This window comes from Kitasatospora sp. NPDC033851, from assembly GCF_055576085.1.
Genome location: NZ_JBVIRL010000001.1, coordinates 653,613 through 673,964 on the forward strand (window position 1 = coordinate 653,613; position 20,352 = coordinate 673,964).

Sequence of the window (20,352 nt, forward strand, 5' to 3'; positions counted from 1 at the left end):
AGGGTGGAGCACAGAGCGGTGCGGAGGTCGCCGGGCCCGGGCCGGTCGCGGCCCGGGCCCGGCGAGGTCAGCCGGCCTGGGTGGCGCGGCGCACGGCGACGGGCAGCCGGACCGGGCCGAGGACGCCGATCGAGGGGTGGAACTGGATGCCGGACTCCGGCAGCACCTCGATCTGCTCGAAGCGCTGCAGCAGGGCGGTGAGCGCGATACGCGCCTCCATGCGGGCCAGCGGCGCGCCCAGGCAGTAGTGGATGCCCTTGCCGAAGGCGACGTGCCGGCCCTGGTTCGGCCGGTGGATGTCGAACTCCTCGGCCCGGCCGAAGTGGGCGGCGTCGCGCTGGGCGGAGAGCAGCCACACGCACACCACCGCGCCGGCCGGGATGCGCTCCCCGCCGAGCTCCGTCTCACACGCCGTCACCCGCTGGTCCCGCACCAGCGGCGGGCGCCAGCGCAGCACCTCCTCGACGACCTTGGGCAGGAGGTCCACGTCGGAGCGGACCTCGGCGAGGACATCGGGGTGGCTGTCCAGACTCATCACGGTGCTGCCGACGAGCACGGAGGACGGCAGGTGTCCGGCGATCACGAACATGCCGATGACGCCGACGATTTCGTGGTCGTCCAGGGAGCGTCCGTCGACCTCCGCCTGCGCCAGGGCGCTGATCAGGTCGTCCTGGGGCTCGGCGCGGCGCTGGTGGATGATCTCGAGGAGGTAGGCGGAGGCGAAGCGGACGAGCTCGCCCAGTTCGCGCACCGCGGACTCGTCGGCCCGGCCGAGCTCACCGGCCGGCCTGGCGCCGAGCAGGGCGTCCGCCCAGACCGTGAACATCCCGTGGTCCTTCTCGGGGATGCCGAAGAGCTTGGCGATCACCCGGGCGGTCAGCGGGGCGGCGTACTCGGCCACCACGTCGAAGGTGCCGGTGCCGTCGGCCGACAGCTCGATCTGGTCCAGCAGTTCGTTCGCGGTCTCGATGATGATCGGTTCGAGACTCGCGATGACGTTGGGCGTGAACGCGCGCCGCACCAGTTCACGCATCCGGGTGTGGTGGGGCGGGTCGACGCCGAGGAAGTTGCCCTGGGCGGCGCTGGCCAGCTCCCGCTCGTCCTCGGGGATCATGTCGTTCATGTCACTGGAGAAGGTCCGGTGGTCGCCGAGCACCTGGAGTGCCTCGTCGTAGCCGAACACCTCCCACACACCCGGCTGGTAGCTCTTGGCCACCGGGCCGGCGGCGCGACCGCGGTCCAGGTACTCCAGGAACGCCTTGGTGCGCTGGTCGTAGGAAAGGCTCGTCAAAGCTGCGAGATCGGTCATGAGATAGCCCCCGCGAGCAGGAAATGGTTAACGAGGGCCGGCGACGAAAGGAGCTGAAAGTGGCCGGCTGCCGTGCTTGCCTGGCCACTCAGACGGAGTCCCCCGTACCGCCCTGAATCGTCGAATTCGAGTACCGGAAGGGGCAGCCCGAATTGACGCCAACGGAACTGGAGCCTAGGTAGCCTGTCTCGGCAGTGTCAAGAGTGATCTTCGACGGTACGTCAGGACCGCGCGTCGGTACGGGTCGTCTGACCTGGGAGAACGGCGCCGACGGTGCCGTCTTCGCCGATTTCCCGACCGGAGGGCACGGTTCCGGCCAGGAGGGCGGCGTTCCGGCCAGGCCTTTGCGAACTCTATTGGCCGGGGTACGCTGCGGAACGGTGCCTGCGGGACTGTTGTTCGAGAACGTCGAGGAACGGGACGCACGGCACGAGACACGGGGGACGGGGGATGTGCACGTGATCGTGCAGTTTTGTCGATGCTGGGACCGCGCCGGGCCTTCGCGCTGAAGCTTCGCTGGAACTCGCGGAGATCCCGAAGGAAACAGCCGGACGCGCGCGCCCGCCGCAACGCGGTACCGCCATCCAATCCTCGGGACCTCGCCTGTTCGTGAGTTGACTGCAACCGCCAACAGCTTTGCGAAGGACTCTGCATGCCCGCAACAGCGCGTCAAGAATTCGCTCTTACTTCCGCGCAGACCGGAATATGGCTGGCCCAGCGTTTCGCGCGGGACGGCCTCGACTACAGCGTCGCGCTGTACGCCGACATCGTCGGCCCGCTCGACGTCGACCTGCTGGTGCGGGCGGCCCGCGGGACCTTCGCCGACACCCCGACCCTGCGGGCCCGCATCGTGGCGTCCGGCCCGGAGCCGGTGCAGGTGGTCGACGACTCGGCCGAACTCGTCATGCCCTGCCTGGACCTGCGCGACCAGGAGCAGCCGCACCGGGCGGCGATGGCCTGGATGGAGGACGAGCTCGCCGTGCCGCTCGCCCCGGACAGCGGCCGGATGTACTCCTTCGCGCTGCTGCGGATCGGCGAGGACCGTCACCTGTGGTACCTGCGGGCCCACCACGTGGCCATCGACGGCTTCTCCGGCGCATTGTTCGTACGGGAAGCCGCCTCCCGGTACACCGCGCTGGCGACCGGCCGGGCCGATGTGAACGGCCTTGGCCATTTCGGGGAGATGTTGCGCTCGGATCGTGCCTATCGCGAGTCCGCGGCATTCCACACGGACCGTGCGTACTGGATGGAGAAACTGGCGGACAGCCCGGCGCCGGCGACCTTCGGACAGGCCGAGCCGAATCGTCAGGGCGGCCGGACCCGCGAGACGGTGGAAATCGAGAGCGAGCTGAGCGAGGCACTCGGCAAACTGGCGCAGCGTTGCGGCGTGACACCTGCGGCCGTTTACGCCGCGGCCGCCGCCCGTTACACCGCACGACTCACCGGTGAAACGGACGTCGTGCTCGGGCTGCCCGTTACCGCCCGGTTCGGCAAGGCCATACGCGGTATTCCCGGAATGATGTCCAACGTGGTGCCGCTGCGCGTTATGGCGGGACCGGAGCTGCCGCTGTCCGGATTGCTGCAGAACGTCTCCGCGGAAATGCTGCTCGGCCTTCGGCACCAGCGCTACCGATATGAGGATCTGCGCAACGACCTCGGCGCGGGAGAGGAAAGCAGCCCGCTGGTCGGGCCGCACGTCAACCTGCAGTTCTTCGACCAGGACGTGGATCTCGCCGGATGCGCGACGACGATCCACAACCTGACCAACGGACCGGTCGACGACCTGGCCTTCGTGTTCTACGGAGACGTCCGGCGGGGAAGCGGACGGATCGACGTCGACGGCAACACCGAGCTCTACCGCCGCGCCGATCTGCGGGTGCACGGCCAGGGCCTGCTGCGACTGCTGGAACAGATGGCCGAGGCGGACCCGGACACCCCGTGCCACGAGCTCGACGTCTTCCGGACCGACGACCTGGAACGGCTACTCGTCGGCCGCAACGACACCGGGCGGCCGACCGGCCCCGAGACGGTCGTCGACCTGTTCCAGGCCCGAGTGGCGGCCACCCCGGACGCCCCGGCCGTGGTGCACGGGCCGCACGGCCTCTCGTACCGGGAGCTGAACGAGCGGGCGAACCGGCTCGCGGCGCTGCTGCTCGCCCGCGGCCTCGGCCCGGAGGACGTCGTCGCGCTCGCGGTGCCGCGGTCCGTGGACCTGGTCACCGCCCTGCTGGCCGTGGTCAAGTCCGGTGCCGCGTTCCTGCCGGTCGACCCGGACTACCCGACCGACCGCATCGCGTACATGCTCGACGACGCCCGGCCGGCGCTGCTGATCACCACGCAGGACACCGTGCCCCGGCTGCCCCATGCCACGGCCACCCCGCAGCTGCTGCTCGACGACGCCGAGCCGGCGACGGCCCTGGAAGCGGCGCCCGGCCGGGACGTCACCCAGGCCGACCGCCCGCGCCCGCTCACGCCGGACTCGCCCTCCTACGTCATCTACACCTCCGGCTCGACCGGCCGGCCCAAGGGAGCGGTCAACACCCACGCCGGCCTGGCGAACCGGCTGCAGTGGATGCAGGACCGCTACCGGCTGACCGCGCAGGACCGGGTGCTGCAGAAGACGTCCTGCGGATTCGACGTCTCCGTCTGGGAGTTCTTCTGGCCCCTGGTGAGCGGCGCGACCCTGGTGATGGCCGACCCCGGGCTGCACCGCGACCCGGGCTACCTCGCCGCGGTGATCCGCGAACAGCAGGTCACCACCGTCCACTTCGTCCCCGCCATGCTCCAGGCCTTCCTGGCCGAGCCCGAGACCGCCCGGTGCACCGGCCTGCGCCGGGTGATCTGCAGCGGTGAAGCGCTGCCCGCCGAACTCGCCGACCGGTTCTTCGCCGTCCTCGACTGCGAGCTGCACAACCTGTACGGACCGACCGAGGCGTCCATCGACGTGACGTCCTGGCAGTGCGACCCGGCACGCACCGGCGCCCCGCCGATCGGACTCCCGATCGCCAACACCCGGGTGTACGTGCTGAACCAGGCCCTGGAGCCGGTGCCCGACGGCGTGCCCGGCGAGCTCTACCTGGCCGGCACCGGCCTCGCGCGCGGCTACCTCGGCCGGCCCACCGTCACCGCGGAGCGCTTCGTGGCCTGCCCGTTCGGCCGGCCCGGTGAGCGGATGTACCGCACCGGCGACCTCGCCCGGTGGGACGCCGACGGGCAGCTGGCCTACCTGGGCCGGACCGACGACCAGGTGAAGATCCGGGGCGTGCGGATCGAACCCGGCGAGATCGCCTCGGTCCTCGGCGAGCACCCCGAGGTCGGCGAGGCGGTGGTGGTGGCCCGCGACGACCGCTCGTCCGGAAAGTACCTCGTCGGCTACGTGGTGCCCGAGCGCAACCGCCTCGCCTCCGTGCAGGAGCGGACCCACGGCGAGCACGTCGACCAGTGGCAGCAGCTGTACCAGTCGATGTACGGCGCGCAGTCCGAGGCCGCCTTCGGCGAGGAGTTCGCCGGCTGGGACAGCAGCTACACCGACCGCCCGCTGCCGCTGGAGGACATGCGGCAGTGGCGCGACCGGACGGTGGAGGCGATCCGCGCCCTCCGGCCCCGCCGGGTACTGGAGATCGGCGTCGGCAGCGGCCTGCTGCTCGCCCGGCTCGCGCCGGACACCGAGCGGTACTGGGCGACCGACTTCTCCCCCGCGGCGATCGCCGCGCTGCGCCGGCACCTCGACACCCGGCCGGACCTGGCCGGGCGGGTGGAGCTGCGCACCCAGCCGGCCGACGACCCGGCCGGGCTGCCCGAGGACTTCTTCGACACCGTGGTCATCAACTCCGTGGCGCAGTACTTCCCCACCGCGGAGTACCTCGGGACCGTCCTGCGCGGAGCGCTCGGCCTGCTGCGCCCCGGCGGCGCCGTGTTCCTCGGAGACGTCCGCGATCTGAGGCTCCGTCAGTACCTCGCCACCGGTGTGCAACTCGCGCACAGCCCGGCGGACGCGGACCCGCAGGCCGTGCGCCGGGCCGTGGAACAGCGGACCCGGCAGGAGAACGAACTCCTGGTCGACCCGCGGTTCTTCACCGCGCTCCAGCAGGAGACCGACGACCTCGCCGGCGTCGACATCCGGGTCAAGCGCGGCGACTACGACACCGAACTGAGCCGCTACCGCTACGACGTGGTCCTGCACAAGCGCTCGGAGCACCGGCCCGTCTCGCTGCTCGACGTGCCGGACGCGGACTGGGGCACCGAGGTCGCCGACCTGACCGCGCTGCGGCACCGGCTCGCCACCGACGCGCCTGCCCGGCTGCGGATCACCGGCGTGCCCAACGCCTGCCTGGCGCCCGAGGTCTCCGCCACCCGGCAGCTGTTCGCCGGGGCGCCGATGGCGGACGTCCGGCAGGCGGTGGACGGCGACGTCCCGGCCGGCCCGCTGCCCGAGGCCTTCCACGCGCTCGGCGAAGACCTCGGCTACCGCACGGTGGTCACCTGGTCCGGCGAGGGCTCCGACGGCGAACTCGACGTGCTCTTCCTGAGCTCCCGGACGGACGCCGCCACCGCGGCCCTGACCGACGTCTTCCTCCCGGCCGCGGCGGCGCCGCCGGCCCTGACCAACAACCCCGCGGTCGGCCGCGAGGCCGGCCGGCTCGCCGCCGCCCTGCGCGAGCACCTGCGGGAGAACCTGCCCGACTACATGGTCCCGGCCGCCGTCATGGTGCTCGACGCGCTGCCCACCACGGCCAACGGGAAGCTGGACCGACGCGCCCTGCCCGCACCGGAGTTCCGCGCCACCGGCGGCAGCCGACCGGCCCGGGGTCCGCGCGAGGAACTGCTGAGCCGGCTGTTCGCCGAGGTCCTGGGCCTGCCCGGCATCGGTGCCGACGACAGCTTCTTCGACCACGGCGGCGACAGCATCGGCGCGATCCAGCTGGTCAGCCGCGCGCGCGGCGCCGGAGTGCTGTTCACCCCGCGCGAAGTCTTCGAACACCGGACGGTCGCCCGGCTCGCCGAGGTGGCCCGTACCCAGGACACCCAGGCCCCGGTGCCCGGCACCGGAGTCGGTCCCGTTCGGCTGCTGCCGATCGTCCACCAGCTGCGTGAACTCGGCGGCCCGGTCGGCAGGTTCAGCCAGTCGATGCGTCTCGACGTGCCCGCCGGACTGCGCCTGGAGACCCTCGGCGACGCCCTGCAGACCGTGCTCGACCACCACGACGCGCTGCGCCTGCGGCTGGACCGGGACGTCGACGACGCGTGGTCGCTGACGGTACGGCCGGCCGGCGCCGTCGACGCCGCCGGGTGCCTGCAACGGGTGGCCGTCACCCAGACCGGCGAACCCACCGAGGCGGAGCTGCGGACCTGGGAGGAAGCCGCCCTCGACCGGCTCGACCCCGAGCGTGGCGTCCTGGTGCAGGCCGTCTGGTTCGACGCCGGCCCGACCCGCCGCGGCAGGCTGTTCCTGGCCGTCCACCACCTGGCCGTGGACGGGGTGTCCTGGCGCGTCCTGGTGCCCGACCTGGCCGACGCCTACGCCGCCCTCGCCGAGGGCGGGCGCCCCGCACCCGCCCCGGTGGGCACCTCGCTGCGGCAGTGGTCGCAGCAGCTGGCCGAGCGGGCCGGCACCGCCGACGTGGTCGGCGAGCTCGACCACTGGCGGGAGACGCTCTCCGGCGCCACCGCCCCGCTCGGCGCACGCGCGCTCGATCCCACCCGGGACGTCCTCGCCACCCGGCGCACCCTGGTGTCCTCCGTCGACGCCGACACCACCGCGGCGCTCCTCACCGAGGTGACCACCGCCTTCCACGCCGGCGCGAACGACGTCCTGCTCGCCGCCCTGGCCCTGGCCCTGCAGGACTGGCGCCGGCGGCGCGGGCACGAGACCGCGCCGGTGCTGGTCGACCTGGAGGGGCACGGCCGCGAGGAGGAGACCGTCCCGGGAGCCGACCTGTCCCGCACCGTCGGATGGTTCACCAGCCTCTTCCCGGTGCGCCTCGACCCCGGCGTGACCGAACCGGCCGAGACCTGGGCTACTGGCCAGGCCGTCGGAACGGCGCTGCGCTCGGTCAAGGAGCAGCTGGCGGCGGTGCCCGGCAAGGGACTGGGCTTCGGGCTGCTGCGCCACCTCAACCCGCAGGCCGCCACGGCCCTGGCCGACCTCGGCAGCCCGGACGTCCTCTTCAACTACCTCGGCCGCTCCCTCACCACCCGCGGCCGGGGCACCTGGACTCCGGTGCGCGACGGCAGCGCACTGGCCGGACACACCGACCCCGGCACGCCCTTCGCCCACACGCTGGAGATCAACGCGCTCGTCCACGAGGACGGCGAGGACGGCGAGGGCCGGAAGGACGGGCACGACGGGCACGACGGGCACGACGGGGAGAACGGGAAGAACGGCCCCCGGCTGTCCGCCGAGTGGTCCTGGCCCGCGGACCTGCTCACCGAGGACGAGGTCCGCGACCTTGCCGACACCTGGTCCACCGCCCTGCGCGCGCTGGCCACCCACGCCCGCCGACCGGGCGCCGGCGGCCACACGCCGTCCGACTTCCCGCTCACCCGGCTCGACCAGCAGGACATCGACGAGATCGAGGCCGTCTGCCCCGACGTCGAGGACGTCCTGCCGCTGACGCCGCTCCAGGAGGGCCTGGCCTTCCACGCCGTGTACGACGACCACGCGCCGGACGTCTACCACGTCCAGATCGCCCTCGACCTGGACGGCGAGATCGACCCCGGGACGCTGCGCGAGGCCGCCGAGGCCCTGCTGCGCTGCCACCCGGTGCTGCGCACCTGCGTACGGCACCGGGCGAGCGGCGGCCTGGTCCAGGTGGTCCGGGCCGAGGTCCCGGTGCCGTGGCGGTACCTGGACCTGAGCGGGCTCGACCCCGAGCAGCGGGCCGCCCAGGCCGAGGCGGCGCTCCGGGACGACCTGAGCCGCCGCTTCGACCTGGCCGAGGCACCCCTGCTGCGCCTGACGCTGCTGCGCCTCGGCGAAGGCCGCCACACCCTCGCGGTGACCAACCACCACATCGTCCTGGACGGCTGGTCGATGCCCCTGCTGCTGCAGGAGCTGTTCGCCCACTACGGCACCCGGGGCGCCGACGCACCGGCGCGGCCGGCCGGCTCCTGGCGCACCTACCTGGACTGGCGGGCCGGCCAGGACCGTACCGCGGCCGAGCAGGCGTGGCAGGCGGCGCTCGGCGGACTCGACGCGCCGACCCGGCTGGCTCCGCACGGTGACGTGCACGCCTCCGTCCAGCCCGACTCCCGCTCCGTCCGGCTGCCCGAATCCGTCACCGCCGCGCTGACCGGGCGGGCCCGGGAGTACGGCGTCACGCTCAACACGGTCGTGCAGGCCGCCTGGGGGCTCCTGCTGAGCCGACTCACCGGCAGCGAGGACATCGTCTTCGGCACCACCGTCTCCGGACGGCCGCCCGAGCTGCCGGGCACCGAGACGATGATCGGCTGCTTCATCAACACCGTCCCGGTGCGGCTGCGGCTGCGCCCCGACGAGCCGATCGGCGCGCTGCTGGCCAGGCTGCAGGACGAGCAGTCCCGCCTCGCCGCCCACCAGCACCTCGGGATCGCCGAGATCCAGCGCCTGACCGGCGTCGACGGCGAACTCTTCGACACGCTCACCGTGTTCGAGAACTACCCGCTGGACCCGGACGCCCTGAACCGCGGCGCGCGGACCGGCCTGCGGGTGGGCGCCGTCCGCACGCACAACGACGTGCACTACCCGCTGGCCCTGATCGCCACCCCTGGCCCCTCGCTCGACCTGCAGTTCACGTACCGGCCGGACCTGTTCGCGGCCGCCGACGCCGAGCAGATCGTGCGGCGCTACACCCGGCTGCTCCGGGAGATCGCCGAAGCGGGCCCGGACACCCGGGCGGACCGAATCGAGGCCCTGGAGCCGGCCGAGACACGGCAGCTCACCGAGGAGTGGAACGACACCGGCCGCCCGGCGGCCCCGGTCGCCGTGGCCGAGGCCGTACGGGACTGGGCGGCGCGGGAACCCGGCCGCATCGCGGTGGTCGGCGCGGCCGAAACGCTGACCTACCGCGAGCTCGACGAGCGGGCCGACCGGCTGGCCCGGCACCTGCGGGCCCGCGGCATCGGACCGGAGGACCTGGTCGCGGTGGCGGTGCCGCGCTCGGCCGAACTGATGGTCGCGCTGCTGGCCGTGCTCAGGACCGGCGCCGGCTACCTGCCGCTGGACCACCGGCACCCGGCCGAGCGGACCGCGTTCATGGTCCAAGACGCCGCGCCGGTGCTGGTGCTCACCAGCGGCGAGGAGGTGCCGGGGCTGCCGCCGGCGGACCGACTGGCGCGGCTCGCGCTGGACGACCCCGGCACGCCCGGCGACGCGGCCGTCCCGTCCGGCGCCCTCCCGTCCGCGCCCGACGGTTCGCTCGCCTACGTCATCTACACCTCCGGGTCCACCGGCCGCCCCAAGGCCGTCGCCGTGTCGCGCGCGGCCATGAACGCGCTGGTGGGCTGGGCGGTGGAGCGCTTCGGCGGCGAGGGATTGCAGCGGGTCCTGGCCGCCACCTCGCTCTCCTTCGACGTCTCGGTGTTCGAGCTGTTCGCCCCGCTGGCCGCCGGCGGGCAGCTGGAGATCGTCCGCGATCTGCTGGAACTGGCCGAACGGCCCTGGCAGGGCTCGCTCATCAGCGGCGTCCCGTCGGCGCTGGCCGCGCTGCTCGCCGACCCGTCGCCGACCTTCGCGGCCCGGCGGCTCGTCCTGGCGGGTGAGGCCCTGCCCGAGCCCCTGGTGCGGCGGATCCGGCAGTCGCTGCCCGGTACGGAGATCGTCAACCTCTACGGGCCGACCGAGGCGACGGTGTACGCCACCGACTGGACGTGCGCCGACGACCAGGTGCTCGCCCCGCCCATCGGCCGCCCGCTGCCGCACACCCGGGCCTACGTGCTGGACCGCTGGCTGCGCCCGGTCCCGGCCGGGGTGCCCGGCGAGCTGTACCTGGCGGGCACCGGTGTCGCGCGCGGCTACCTCAACCGGCCCGCGCTGACCGCCGACCGCTTCGTCGCCGACCCGTACGGCGCGCCGGGAAGCCGGATGTACCGCACCGGCGACCTCGCCCGTCGGCTGCCCGACGGCGCGCTGGACTACCTGGGCCGCACCGACACCCAGGTGAAGGTCCGCGGCCACCGGATCGAACTCGGCGAGATCGAGGCGGTGGTGGCCCGCCATCCGGACGTCGCCCAGGCCGTCGTGCTGGCCCGCGACACCTCGGCGGGCACCACCCGGCTGATCGCCTACGTGGTCCCGCGTCCCGGCGCCGAACCGGACGTCACCGACCTCGCGGAGCGGACCGCGAGCGAGCTGCCCGGCTACATGGTCCCGGCCGGCTACGTCCTCCTGGAGCGGCTGCCGGTCACCGCCAACGGAAAGCTGGACCGGGCCGCCCTGCCGGCGGCCGACCCGGGCGAGCACGCCCCGGACACCGGCCGGGCCCCGCGGACCTCGCGCGAGGAACTGCTGTGCGGACTCTTCGCACAGACCCTGGGCGTGCCGCTGGTCGGGCCCGACGAGAGCTTCTTCGCGCTCGGCGGGGACAGCATCACCTCGATCCAGCTGGTGAGCCAGGCCCGGCGCCAGGGCCTGGAGTTCACCCCCCGGGACGTCTTCGACCACCGCACCCCGGCGAACCTGGCCAGGGTGGCGCGCGAGCAGGCCGACCCGGTGGCCGAGGAGGACACCGAGGCCGGTCCGGGGCCGCTGGCACCGACTCCGGTGATGGAGTGGCTGCGCGAACTGGGCGGCCCGGTCGACCGGTTCAACCAGTCGATGTTCGTCCGGCTGCCCGCCGGCATCGACGAGCCGACGCTCACGGCGGCGCTGCGGTCGGTGGTGGACCGTCACGAGGCCCTGCGGCTGCGGCTGCACCGCAAGGACGACGACACCCGCTGGGACCTGGAGATCACCGAGCCGGGCGAAGACCTCGCGGACCGGTTCGCCCGCCACGACGTCGCCGGGCTGACCGGGGACGCGCTGCGCGAGGCCGCCCGGCGCCAGGCCGAGCGCGCCTGGGACCGGCTGGCCCCCGAGCACGGCACCGTGTGGCAGGCCGTGTGGCTCGACGCCGGGCCGGCCGCGCCCGGACACCTGCTGCTGGCCGTGCACCACCTCGCGGTGGACGGCGTCTCCTGGCGCATCCTGCTCGGCGACCTGGCGGAGGCCGCCGACGCGCTGCGGCGCGGCGCCGACACCGCGGTGGCCCCGGTCGGCACCTCGCTGCGCCGCTGGTCGAGGCTGCTCGCCGAGGAGGCCGGCAGCGACCGGCGGACGGCGGAACTCGGCCTGTGGACGGCGATGCTGGACGGCGCCGACGCGCCGCTCGGCCGCCGGGCGCCGGACCCGGCCCGGGACGTGGTGGCCTCCCGGCGCACCGTGGAGCTGACGCTGCCGGCGGACGCCACCAAGGCGCTGCTGACCGACGTGACCACCGTCTTCCACGCCACGGTCAACGACGTCCTGCTCACCGCGGTGGCCCTGGCCGTGCAGGACTGGTCCCGTCGGCGGGGCCGTCCCGCCGCGCCGGTGCTGGTGGACGTCGAGGGCCACGGCCGGGAGGAGGACGCGGTCGGCGGCGTGGACCTGTCCCGCACCGTGGGCTGGTTCACCACCGTCCACCCGGTCCGGCTGGACCCGGGCGCCGTCGAGTGGCCGGACCTGTGGGCGGCCGGGCCCGAGACCGGACGGGTGCTGAAGCGGGTCAAGGAGCAGCTGGCCGCCATCCCCGACCACGGTCTGGGCTACGGCCTGCTGCGCCACCTCAACCCGCGCACCCGGCAAGCGCTCGCGGGGCTGCCGGTGCCGCAGATCGGCTTCAACCACCTCGGCCGGTTCGGCACGCCCGCCGGGTCCGGCGCGTGGGCGCCGGCGCACGAGGTCGGCGGGTTCACCGGCGGCGCCGACCCGGGCCTGCCGCTGGCGCACGCGGTGGAGGTCAACACGCTCGTCCGGGAGGACGACGGCGCGGAGCCGGTGCTCGTGGCCGAGTGGTCCTGGGCGGCTGAGCTGTTCACGGCCGCGGAGGTCGAGGACCTGGGAGCCACCTGGTTCCGCGTCCTGCGGGCCCTGGTCGACCATGCCCAGCGGCCCGACTCGGGGGGCCAGAGCCCCTCCGACCTGCCACTGGTCTCGCTCTCCCAGGACGAGATCGACCAGCTTCAGGAAGAACTGGCCCTGGAGGGGGACCTGTGACAACGGCAACGAAGCGCACGCCCAGGATCGAGACCGTCCTACCGCTGACGCCCGTCCAGGAAGGACTGGTGTTCCACGCGGCGTACGACGAGGACGGATCGGCCCTGTACAACGTCCAGGTGGTGCTGGACCTGGAAGGACCGCTCGACGCCGCCGTGCTGCGGCGGTCGGTGGAGGCCGTGGTACGGCGCCACCCGACCCTGCGGGCGAGCTTCCGGCGCCGGGCCACCGGCGACACCGTGCAGGTGGTCCAGTCGGAGGTGCCGCTGCCGTGGGAGGAGGCGGACCTCACCGCGGTCGCCGACGGCGACCGGGAGGCCGAGGTCGAACGGATCACCCGGGAGGCCCGCACCCGCCGGTTCGACCTGGCCGCGGCCCCGCTGCTGCGGTTCACGCTGATCCGGCGCCGGTCCGACCGGTTCCGGCTGGTGCTGACGAACCACCACGCCGTGCTGGACGGCTGGTCCACCGGGCTGCTGCTGCGCGAGCTCTTCGAGGTCTACGGCGCCGGCGGCGGCACGTCGGCGCTGCCGGCCGCCGTGCCGCTGCAGGAGTTCTTCGCCTGGCGGGCCCACCAGGACGCTCCGCAGGCCCGGGCGGCGTGGCGCGCGGCGCTGACCGGCCTGGAGGAGGCCACCCGGGTGGCGCCGAACGCGGACAGCCGTACGGCAGTGCCGACCGAGCAGGTGCTGGTCACCGTGCCCCGGGACCTGACCGCGGCCGTCGCCGAACGCGCCCGGCTGCTGGGCCTGACCGTCAACACGGTGGTCCAGGGCACCTGGGGCCTGCTGCTGTCCCGTCTGACGGGCCGTGACGACGTCGTCTTCGGTACCACGGTGGCCGGCCGGGCACCCGAGCTGCGCGACGTCGAGGCCATGGTCGGGATGCTGGTCAACACCGTGCCGGTGCGGGTCCGGATCGACCCGCGGGAGACCCTCGGCGGACTGTTCGCGCGGCTCCAGGAGGAGCAGTCCCGGCTCGGCGCCCACCAGTACCTCGGACTGACCGAGATCCAGGGCCTGTCGGACATCGACGGTGACCTCTTCGACTCGCTCGTGGTGTTCGAGAACTACCCGCTGGACCGGACCGTCGACTCCGTCGCCGGCGTGCGCGTGACGGGCACGGAGGCGCACAACAGCATCCACTACCCGCTGAGCCTGATCGCCCACCCGGGCGAGACCCTCGTGCTCTGCTTCGGCTACCGCCCGGACCTCCTCACCGGCGCCGCGGCCCGGCGCGTCGCCGACCGCTTCGTCCACCTGCTCGGCGGCTTCGCCACCGGTGCGTCGGACGCCGCCGTCGGCGACATCGACGTGCTGACGGCGGAGGAACGGCACCGGCTGATCGTCGGGCTGAACGACACGGCCCGTCCGGTGCCGGACCGCTCGGTGGCCGAGCTGTTCGCCGCACAGGCCGCCGCCACACCGGACAGCGTCGCCGTCCGCTACGGTCAGCAGGCCACCTCCTACCGGGAGTTGGACGACCGGGCGAACCGACTGGCGGCCGACCTCGGCGGCCGGGGCATCGGGCCCGAGGCCATCGTCGCCCTGGCGGTGCCGCGGTCGACCGAGATGGTGGTGGCCATGCTCGCCGTCCTGAAGACCGGCGCGGCCTACCTGCCGATCGACCCCGGCTATCCGGCCGAACGCATCGCATTCATGCTCGCCGATGCGCGTCCCGCCCTGCTCATCACCACGACCGGCCTCGTCGAACGCCTCGACGGCAGCAGCCCGGGAACGCCCCGGCTGCTCGTCGACGACGCGCACGCTTCGGAAGGGAACCTGCAATGAGAGTACTGTCCATGGCCGCCCCGGGCTCCGGCCTCTTCCTGCCCACCGTGCCGCTCGCCTGGGCGCTGCGGACCGCCGGGCACGAGGTCCTGGTCGCCAACAACGGCCAGGCCGCCGAAACACTGGTCGCGGCCGGACTCCCGGCGGTCGACGTGTGCCCCGGCCGCGACGTGTTCGGCGAGTTCATGGCGGCCAGCCACGCGATCAACATGACGCCGCCCGGCGAACCGCGGCCCCGACGCGGCGGGCTCGGACTGTTCGGCGAGGAGATGGCCGAGGGCCTGCTGAAGGTCGCCGAGGAGTTCCGGCCCGACCTCGTGCTGTCCACCCTGGAGCAGGGCGCCGGGCCGCTGGTGGCCACCGCGCTCGGCGTCCCGTACGTGGAGCAGAGCGTCCGGCTGGCCTGGGCTGGCAGCGACGAGCAGGCGACGACGTACCGCCGGTCCATCGCCCAGTACCTGGAACCCACGCGGGCCAAGCTGGGCCTGGACGAGCCGGCCGCCGCGGCCGCGGCGATCGACGTCCGACCGCCGAGCATGGGAGGCCACGACGACGCGGCCGAGTGGTCGATGCGGTACGTGCCCTACAACGAGAGCCGGCTGCTGCCCGAGTGGGCGCTGGCGGCGCCGTCCCGGCCGCGGGTCTGCCTGACCCTGGGCAGTGTGCTGCCGCTCTCCGGCGAGCTCGACGAGCTCAGCGCGTTCCTGCAGGAGTGCGGCGGCCTGGACGTCGAACTCATCCTCGCCATGGGAGAGGACCAGGCGGCGGCCCTGGGCCCGGTGCCGGACAACGTGCGGGTGGCCGGCTGGGTGCCGCTCAGTACGCTGCTGCCGACCTGCGCCGCCATCGTCCACCACGGCGGAGCCGGCACCGCGCTGACCGCGCTGGTCCACGGCGTCCCGCAACTGGTCGTGCCGCGGCTCGCCGACCAGCCGGCGAACGCCGCCGTGATCGCGGCCCGGGGCGTCGGCCTGGCCCTCGCCCCGCACGAGGCGACCGCGACCGCCGTGAAGGACGGCCTGCTGCGGCTGCTCGACGCGCCGGACCACCGACAGGCCGCCCGCGAGGTGCAGGCCGAGATCGCCTCCCGGCCCAGCCCGGCGGCACTGGTCACGCGACTGGAGGAGCTGGTCGCCGGGCACTGACCGGCTCGACCGGCGCGCTTCACCGGACCGCCCGAGCGCGTCGCGCGGAAGGACCCGACCGACGGGCCCTTCCGCGCGACGTCGGCGAGCGGTCGGAGTCAGGCACCTCGGGCCAGGCGCTCGACGGCGGCGTCCAGGCGGGCCAATGTCCGCTCACGGCCCAGGACTTCCAGCGACTCGAACAGCGGCAGGCCCACCGTCCGGCCGGTCACCGCCACCCGTACCGGCGCCTGCGCCTTTCCGAGCTTCAGCCCGTGCTCGGCCGCCACCGCCGCCAGCTCCTCCTTCAGCGCCGCCGCCTCCCAGGCCGCCACCGCGGCGAGCCGCTCCCGGGCGGTGCGCAGCAGGGCGAGGGCACTCCCCCGGTCCTTCATGGCCTTCGCCCAGGAGGGCTCGTCGCGGACGGGCTCGGACAGGAACAGGAAGTCGACCTGCTCGACGATCTCGCCCAGGACCGCGATCCGGGACTGCGCGAGCGGGGCGAGCGCGGCGAAGGCCCGCGCGTCGAACGCGTCGGCCGGCCATGGCGCCCGCGGCGCGGCCGGCCACGGCCCGCACGCCGCAGTGAACTCCGCCACCCCCATGGCCCGGAGGTACTCGCCGTTGAAGGCCCGCAGTTTGGCCACGTCGAAGTACGCCGAGGCGGCGTTCACGTCCTCCACCCGGAACAGCTGCTCCAGCTCGGCGTACGGGCGGATCTCGACGTCGTCCTTCGGCCCCCAGCCGAGCAGCATCAGGTAGTTCACCATCGCCTCGGGCAGGTAGCCCTCCGTCAGGTAGTCCTCCAGGGCCACCTTGTCGCGGCGCTTGGACAGCTTCTGCCGCTTCTCGTTCACGATCACGGGCAGGTGCGCCCACACCGGCGGGGTCGCGCCGAGCGCCTCCCACAGCAGCTGCTGCTTCGGCGTGTTCGACAGGTGCTCCTCGCCGCGGATGACCTGGCTGATGCCCTGTTCGAGGTCGTCGACGACGTTGGCGAGCAGGAACACCGGGCTGCCGTCGCCGCGGGCGATCACGAAGTCCTCGAGGGCGGAGTTCGGGAAGGCCGGCTCCCCGCGGATCAGGTCCACCACGACGGTGACGCCCTCGTCCGGCGTGCGGAAGCGCAGCGCCCGGCCCGCCTCGAAGCCCAGGCCCCGCTCCCGGCAGAACCCGTCGTACCCGAGCTGGGCGGAGCCGGTCCGCTCGGCGAGCCGCTCGCGGGTGCAGTCGCAGTAGTAGGCCCGCCCGGCGGCGTACAGCTTCTCCGCGGCCGCGCGGTGCCGCTCGACGGCGGCGGACTGGAAGGAGGGGCCTTCGAAGGCCGGATCGCCCTGGTGGATGCCGATCGAGGCGAGCGCGCTGACGATGCCCGCGGTCCACTCGGGCTTGTTGCGGGCGGCGTCGGTGTCCTCGATCCGCAGGACGAACGTGCCGCCCCGCTGTCGTGCCGTCGCCCAGTTGTACAGAGCCGAGCGCGCACCGCCGACGTGGAACATGCCGGTGGGGCTCGGAGCGAATCGGACACGGACGGGACGGGATACCTCGGTCATGGAGGCAGGGTAGAGGCAGCGGGGCCGTCACCGAGAGCGAATTTCCCCCGCACGGCCTCCGGGACGAGCCGCCGCGAGAACCTGATGTGACGTCAACTCACCATGTTGACGGTTGCCTACCGAAGATCTCGTGGGTACTGTCGGATCCGCGTCAGGGAGACCGTCACGGGGGTGAAAATGGTCCTGAAAGCATTTCGCACCAGCTGACTGGACATCGGTTGTCGTCGGCTCCGGTCCTTGGGTGAGCAGCATCGGGCGCTATCGGTCGATTTGCCGCCCTGCATGTGCTCTGACCTCGGCCGCCGCACTACCGACCCCCGCGAACAAGGAACGCTCTCCGAGCGTTCTGTCCCACCCGGACGTGTTTCGCATCATGAGGGAGGAGACTGTCATGGACAACAATTCCGTGGAGACCCCTGAGCTCCAGGCCTACGAGACCCCCGAGGTCTTCGAGGTGGGCTCTTTCGCCGAGGACACCGGCTACTTGGGTTTCGTCGGCGGCGAACCGTGGGTGACCACCATCCCGCGTAGCTTCTGGTAAATCCGCGCCATGAGTGACGTGGCGCGCCAATCCGTCAAGGGGGAGCCGGTTCGGTGGATTTTGGTGAGCAGTACTTCGTGGTCCTCCCGGACCAGCAGAGGGCAGTCGCCGCCGCCGACCGGCTTCCACCGGATGCCACGCCGCTCATGTCGCACCGATCCGGCCGGCCCTGTCTGGCCGGCCGGATCAGCGCGGGACAGTTCCTGAAGGCCGAGGCGGGTGACACCGTTCTCGCCGTCGTGGGTGTCTGCTCCGCCACCCAGGCCGACCTGGACGCCCAGGTGGAGCGCATCACCGACCCGGCCCAGCTGGACGAGCTGTCACTGCGCTGGTCGGGCAGCTACCACCTGATCGCCTCGGTGGGCGGGCGACTGCGGGTACAGGGCACCGCCTCGGGGCTGCGCCGGATCAGCCACGGCAGCCTGGACGGGCTGACCATCGCCGCCGACCGGACCGACCTGCTGGCCGAACTGATCGGCCCCACACCGGATGTGGGCGCACTCGCGCTGCGCCTGCTGGAGAACCTGCCCCACCCGCTGCCCGAACGCTCGCTCTGGCAGGGCGTCGAAACCGTCCCGCCCGGCAGCTGGCTGTCGGTACCGGCGGACGGCCGGGGTGCCACGGTGCACCCCTGGTGGCGGTCACCGCAGGCCGAACTCTCCCTGGCCGAGGCCGCGGTGGCGCTGCGCACGGAACTGGCCGCCGCCGTCGACGCACGGCTCGCCCTCACCACCCGGCTGACCGGTGACTTCTCCGGCGGCCTGGACTCCACCTCGCTGCTCGCGCTGGCCGCGCAGGACACGCCTGTCGTCGGGTTCACGATGGCCAACGACGACCAGGCCGACGACGACCTCCACTGGGCCGAGCTCGCTGCCGCCGAACTGCCCCACCTCAAGCACGTCGTCTTCGGGAGCCACGAGGTGCCGGGCTTCTTCGCGGGCCTGACCGACCTCGAGGCAGTCACCGACGAGCCCAGCGTCGCCCTGCTGAGCACGCCCCGACTGCGGGCCATGCGGGAGCTCGCCGTCGAGCACGGATCCACCCTGCACCTGGACGGACTGGGCGGCGACCAGACGCTGACCGGCCACTTCGCCTACTACCACGACCTGCTGCGCCGGCATCCGCTGATGGCCCTGCGGCGGCTCCGGACCATCCGCCAGCTGAGCCGGCTGGACCTCGGGGCCTCACTGCGCACCCTGCTGGACGGCAGCTCCTACCCTTCCTGGTTCACGGCCGAGCTGAACGCGCTCACCTCGGGCCGGGTCCGGCGCCGCAACCGCGTCTTCGACTGGGGCGGCGGACCGGCCTTCCCCGACTGGCTGACGCCCGAAGCGGCGGAGCTGGTCACCGTCGAACTGCGCGCCGCCGCCGAGCGCGCCCGCCCGCTCGACCCGAGCCGCGGCCGGCACAGCGACCTGGCCGCGATCCAGGACGCCGGGCTGCTGGTCCGGTCGCTGCACCAGGTGGTCGCCCAGCCGGGGTACAGCGGCTCCTCGCCGTTCCTGGACGACCGGGTGATCGCGGCCTGCCTCGCGGCGCGGCCCGAAGAGCGGGTCACGCCCTGGGAGTTCAAGCCGCTGATCAAGAGTGCCATGGCCGGCGTGCTGCCCCGGCGGGTGCTGGAGCGGCGCACCAAGGCGGACGGCGCGATGATCGCCGCCGAGGGCTTCGCCCGGCACCGGCTCGAACTCGACCGGCTCTGGCAGACCTCCCGGCTGGCGGAGTTGGGGCTGGTCGACCCGGCCCCGCTGCGCGAACTGTGCCGCCGCCCGTACGCGAGCGCCACGCACGCGGGGCGGATGCCCGTGGCTCTGAGCACCGAACTCTGGGCCAGGGACCGGCTCGCCTGAGCCCGCTCCGCCCAGCCAGCCCTGCCGGAACCGCCGCCCTCCGCCCCGCCGGAACGCCGGAACGCGCCCGACCGCCGGAACGCGCCCGACCACGACGAGAGAGACCAGCATGACCTTCACGCTTCACCCGGACGTGTCCACCGCCGACACCGAGTACGGCATCGTGCTGCTGGACGGCCGGGACGGCCGCTACTTCCAGCTCAACGGGACCGCCGCCGCGGCCTTCCAGGCGCTGGTGGACGGCGGCACCGTCGCGCAGGCCGCCGAGCGGCTGACGGCCACCTTCGACGTCGCATCGGACCGGGCCCGGCAGGACGTCGAGCGGCTGGTCACCAAGCTGGTGGCGCTCAAGGTCGTGGTCGCGTGAGCGACACGGTGGTGCCCGCCAGGACGGGACCAAAGCTGACGGTCCGCCAGAAACTCGTCGCCAAGGTGGCCGTGGGCCTGGCCCGGCTGCTCGCCCGCAAGCCGCCGGCCAGGATCCGGGCACTGCTGACCCGGCTGGGCAAGGGCGCCCACCCGGCGAGCTACGCCGAGGCGGAGGCGGCCCGCAACGCCGTCGTCGCGGTCAGCCTGCGCTGCGCGGCCTTCGAGGGCTGCCTGCCACGCTCACTGGCGACGGTCCTGATCTGCCGGGCCCACGGCACCTGGCCCACCTGGGTGGTGGGGGTCCGGGCCCGGCCGCCGTTCGGCGCGCACGCCTGGGTGGAGGCCGAGGGGCGGATGGTGGACGAGGGGGTGGACCCCTCGTACTTCCGCAGCCTCTTCACCGTCGGCACGCCCGACGGCCAGGCGTAGCCCCCGCCGGTGCTGTTCCACCGCACCCGCCGGAGCCGCGTGCCGGGCCGAGCCTGTGAGCTGGAGTCACAGGATCACCGCCTGTCTGGCTGGGCCTCGGGACGGTCCGCAGGATGGCCGTATCGGACGTCCTGTCAGCCGTCGCGCGGCCGCTTCCGCCCGCCGTCCGAGGGCC

The 20,352-nt window shown here is 73.5% G+C and carries 9 protein-coding genes; 7 read left to right on the plus strand and 2 right to left on the minus strand.

Going from position 1 to position 20,352, the window contains the following annotated elements; genetic code table 11:
* Nucleotides 1–67 precede the first annotated feature (67 nt).
* Nucleotides 68–1,309, minus strand: coding sequence for a cytochrome P450 (locus ACZ51D_RS02480; RefSeq protein WP_465619434.1), 1,242 nt, complete (start codon nt 1,307–1,309; stop codon nt 68–70).
* 652 nt (nt 1,310–1,961) lie between these two features.
* Between ACZ51D_RS02480 and ACZ51D_RS02485 the strand changes: the two genes are divergently transcribed.
* The 3 genes from ACZ51D_RS02485 to ACZ51D_RS02495 are packed head-to-tail and all read left to right on the plus strand — an operon-like array spanning nt 1,962 to nt 15,456.
* Nucleotides 1,962–12,521, plus strand: coding sequence for an amino acid adenylation domain-containing protein (locus ACZ51D_RS02485; protein WP_465660906.1), 10,560 nt, complete (start codon nt 1,962–1,964; stop codon nt 12,519–12,521).
* Nucleotides 12,518–14,311 (plus strand): condensation domain-containing protein, encoded by a 1,794-nt coding sequence (locus tag ACZ51D_RS02490; RefSeq protein WP_465660908.1) that lies wholly within the window; start codon nt 12,518–12,520, stop codon nt 14,309–14,311. The genes ACZ51D_RS02485 and ACZ51D_RS02490 overlap by 4 nt, the downstream gene beginning before the upstream one ends.
* Complete coding sequence (locus ACZ51D_RS02495; protein ID WP_465619440.1) at nt 14,308–15,456, plus strand: nucleotide disphospho-sugar-binding domain-containing protein; 1,149 nt, start codon at nt 14,308–14,310, stop codon at nt 15,454–15,456. Before ACZ51D_RS02490 ends, ACZ51D_RS02495 begins: the two co-directional genes overlap by 4 nt.
* 98 nt (nt 15,457–15,554) lie before the next feature.
* On the opposite strand, the gene gltX is transcribed toward ACZ51D_RS02495, so the two are convergent.
* Nucleotides 15,555–16,934, minus strand: a complete 1,380-nt coding sequence (gene gltX / locus ACZ51D_RS02500) for a glutamate--tRNA ligase (RefSeq protein WP_465661051.1) — start codon at nt 16,932–16,934, stop codon at nt 15,555–15,557.
* Nucleotides 16,935–17,379: 445 nt separating this feature from the next.
* Here gltX and ACZ51D_RS02505 point away from each other — a divergent pair, with 445 nt between their 5' ends.
* From ACZ51D_RS02505 to ACZ51D_RS02520, 4 genes are all read left to right on the plus strand, one after another.
* A complete protein-coding gene (locus tag ACZ51D_RS02505) occupies nt 17,380–17,529 on the plus strand; it encodes a keywimysin-related RiPP (RefSeq protein WP_465619442.1) in 150 nt (49 codons plus the stop codon).
* Between the two features lie 53 nt (nt 17,530–17,582).
* Nucleotides 17,583–19,379, plus strand: a complete 1,797-nt coding sequence (locus ACZ51D_RS02510) for an asparagine synthase-related protein (protein ID WP_465660909.1) — start codon at nt 17,583–17,585, stop codon at nt 19,377–19,379.
* 109 nt (nt 19,380–19,488) lie between these two features.
* Nucleotides 19,489–19,746: a lasso peptide biosynthesis PqqD family chaperone gene (locus tag ACZ51D_RS02515; protein WP_465660911.1), complete on the plus strand. Its 258-nt coding sequence runs from the start codon at nt 19,489–19,491 to the stop codon at nt 19,744–19,746.
* Nucleotides 19,743–20,177 (plus strand): lasso peptide biosynthesis B2 protein, encoded by a 435-nt coding sequence (locus tag ACZ51D_RS02520; RefSeq protein WP_465660913.1) that lies wholly within the window; start codon nt 19,743–19,745, stop codon nt 20,175–20,177. The genes ACZ51D_RS02515 and ACZ51D_RS02520 overlap by 4 nt, the downstream gene beginning before the upstream one ends.
* The last annotated feature ends 175 nt before the right edge of the window (nt 20,178–20,352 follow it).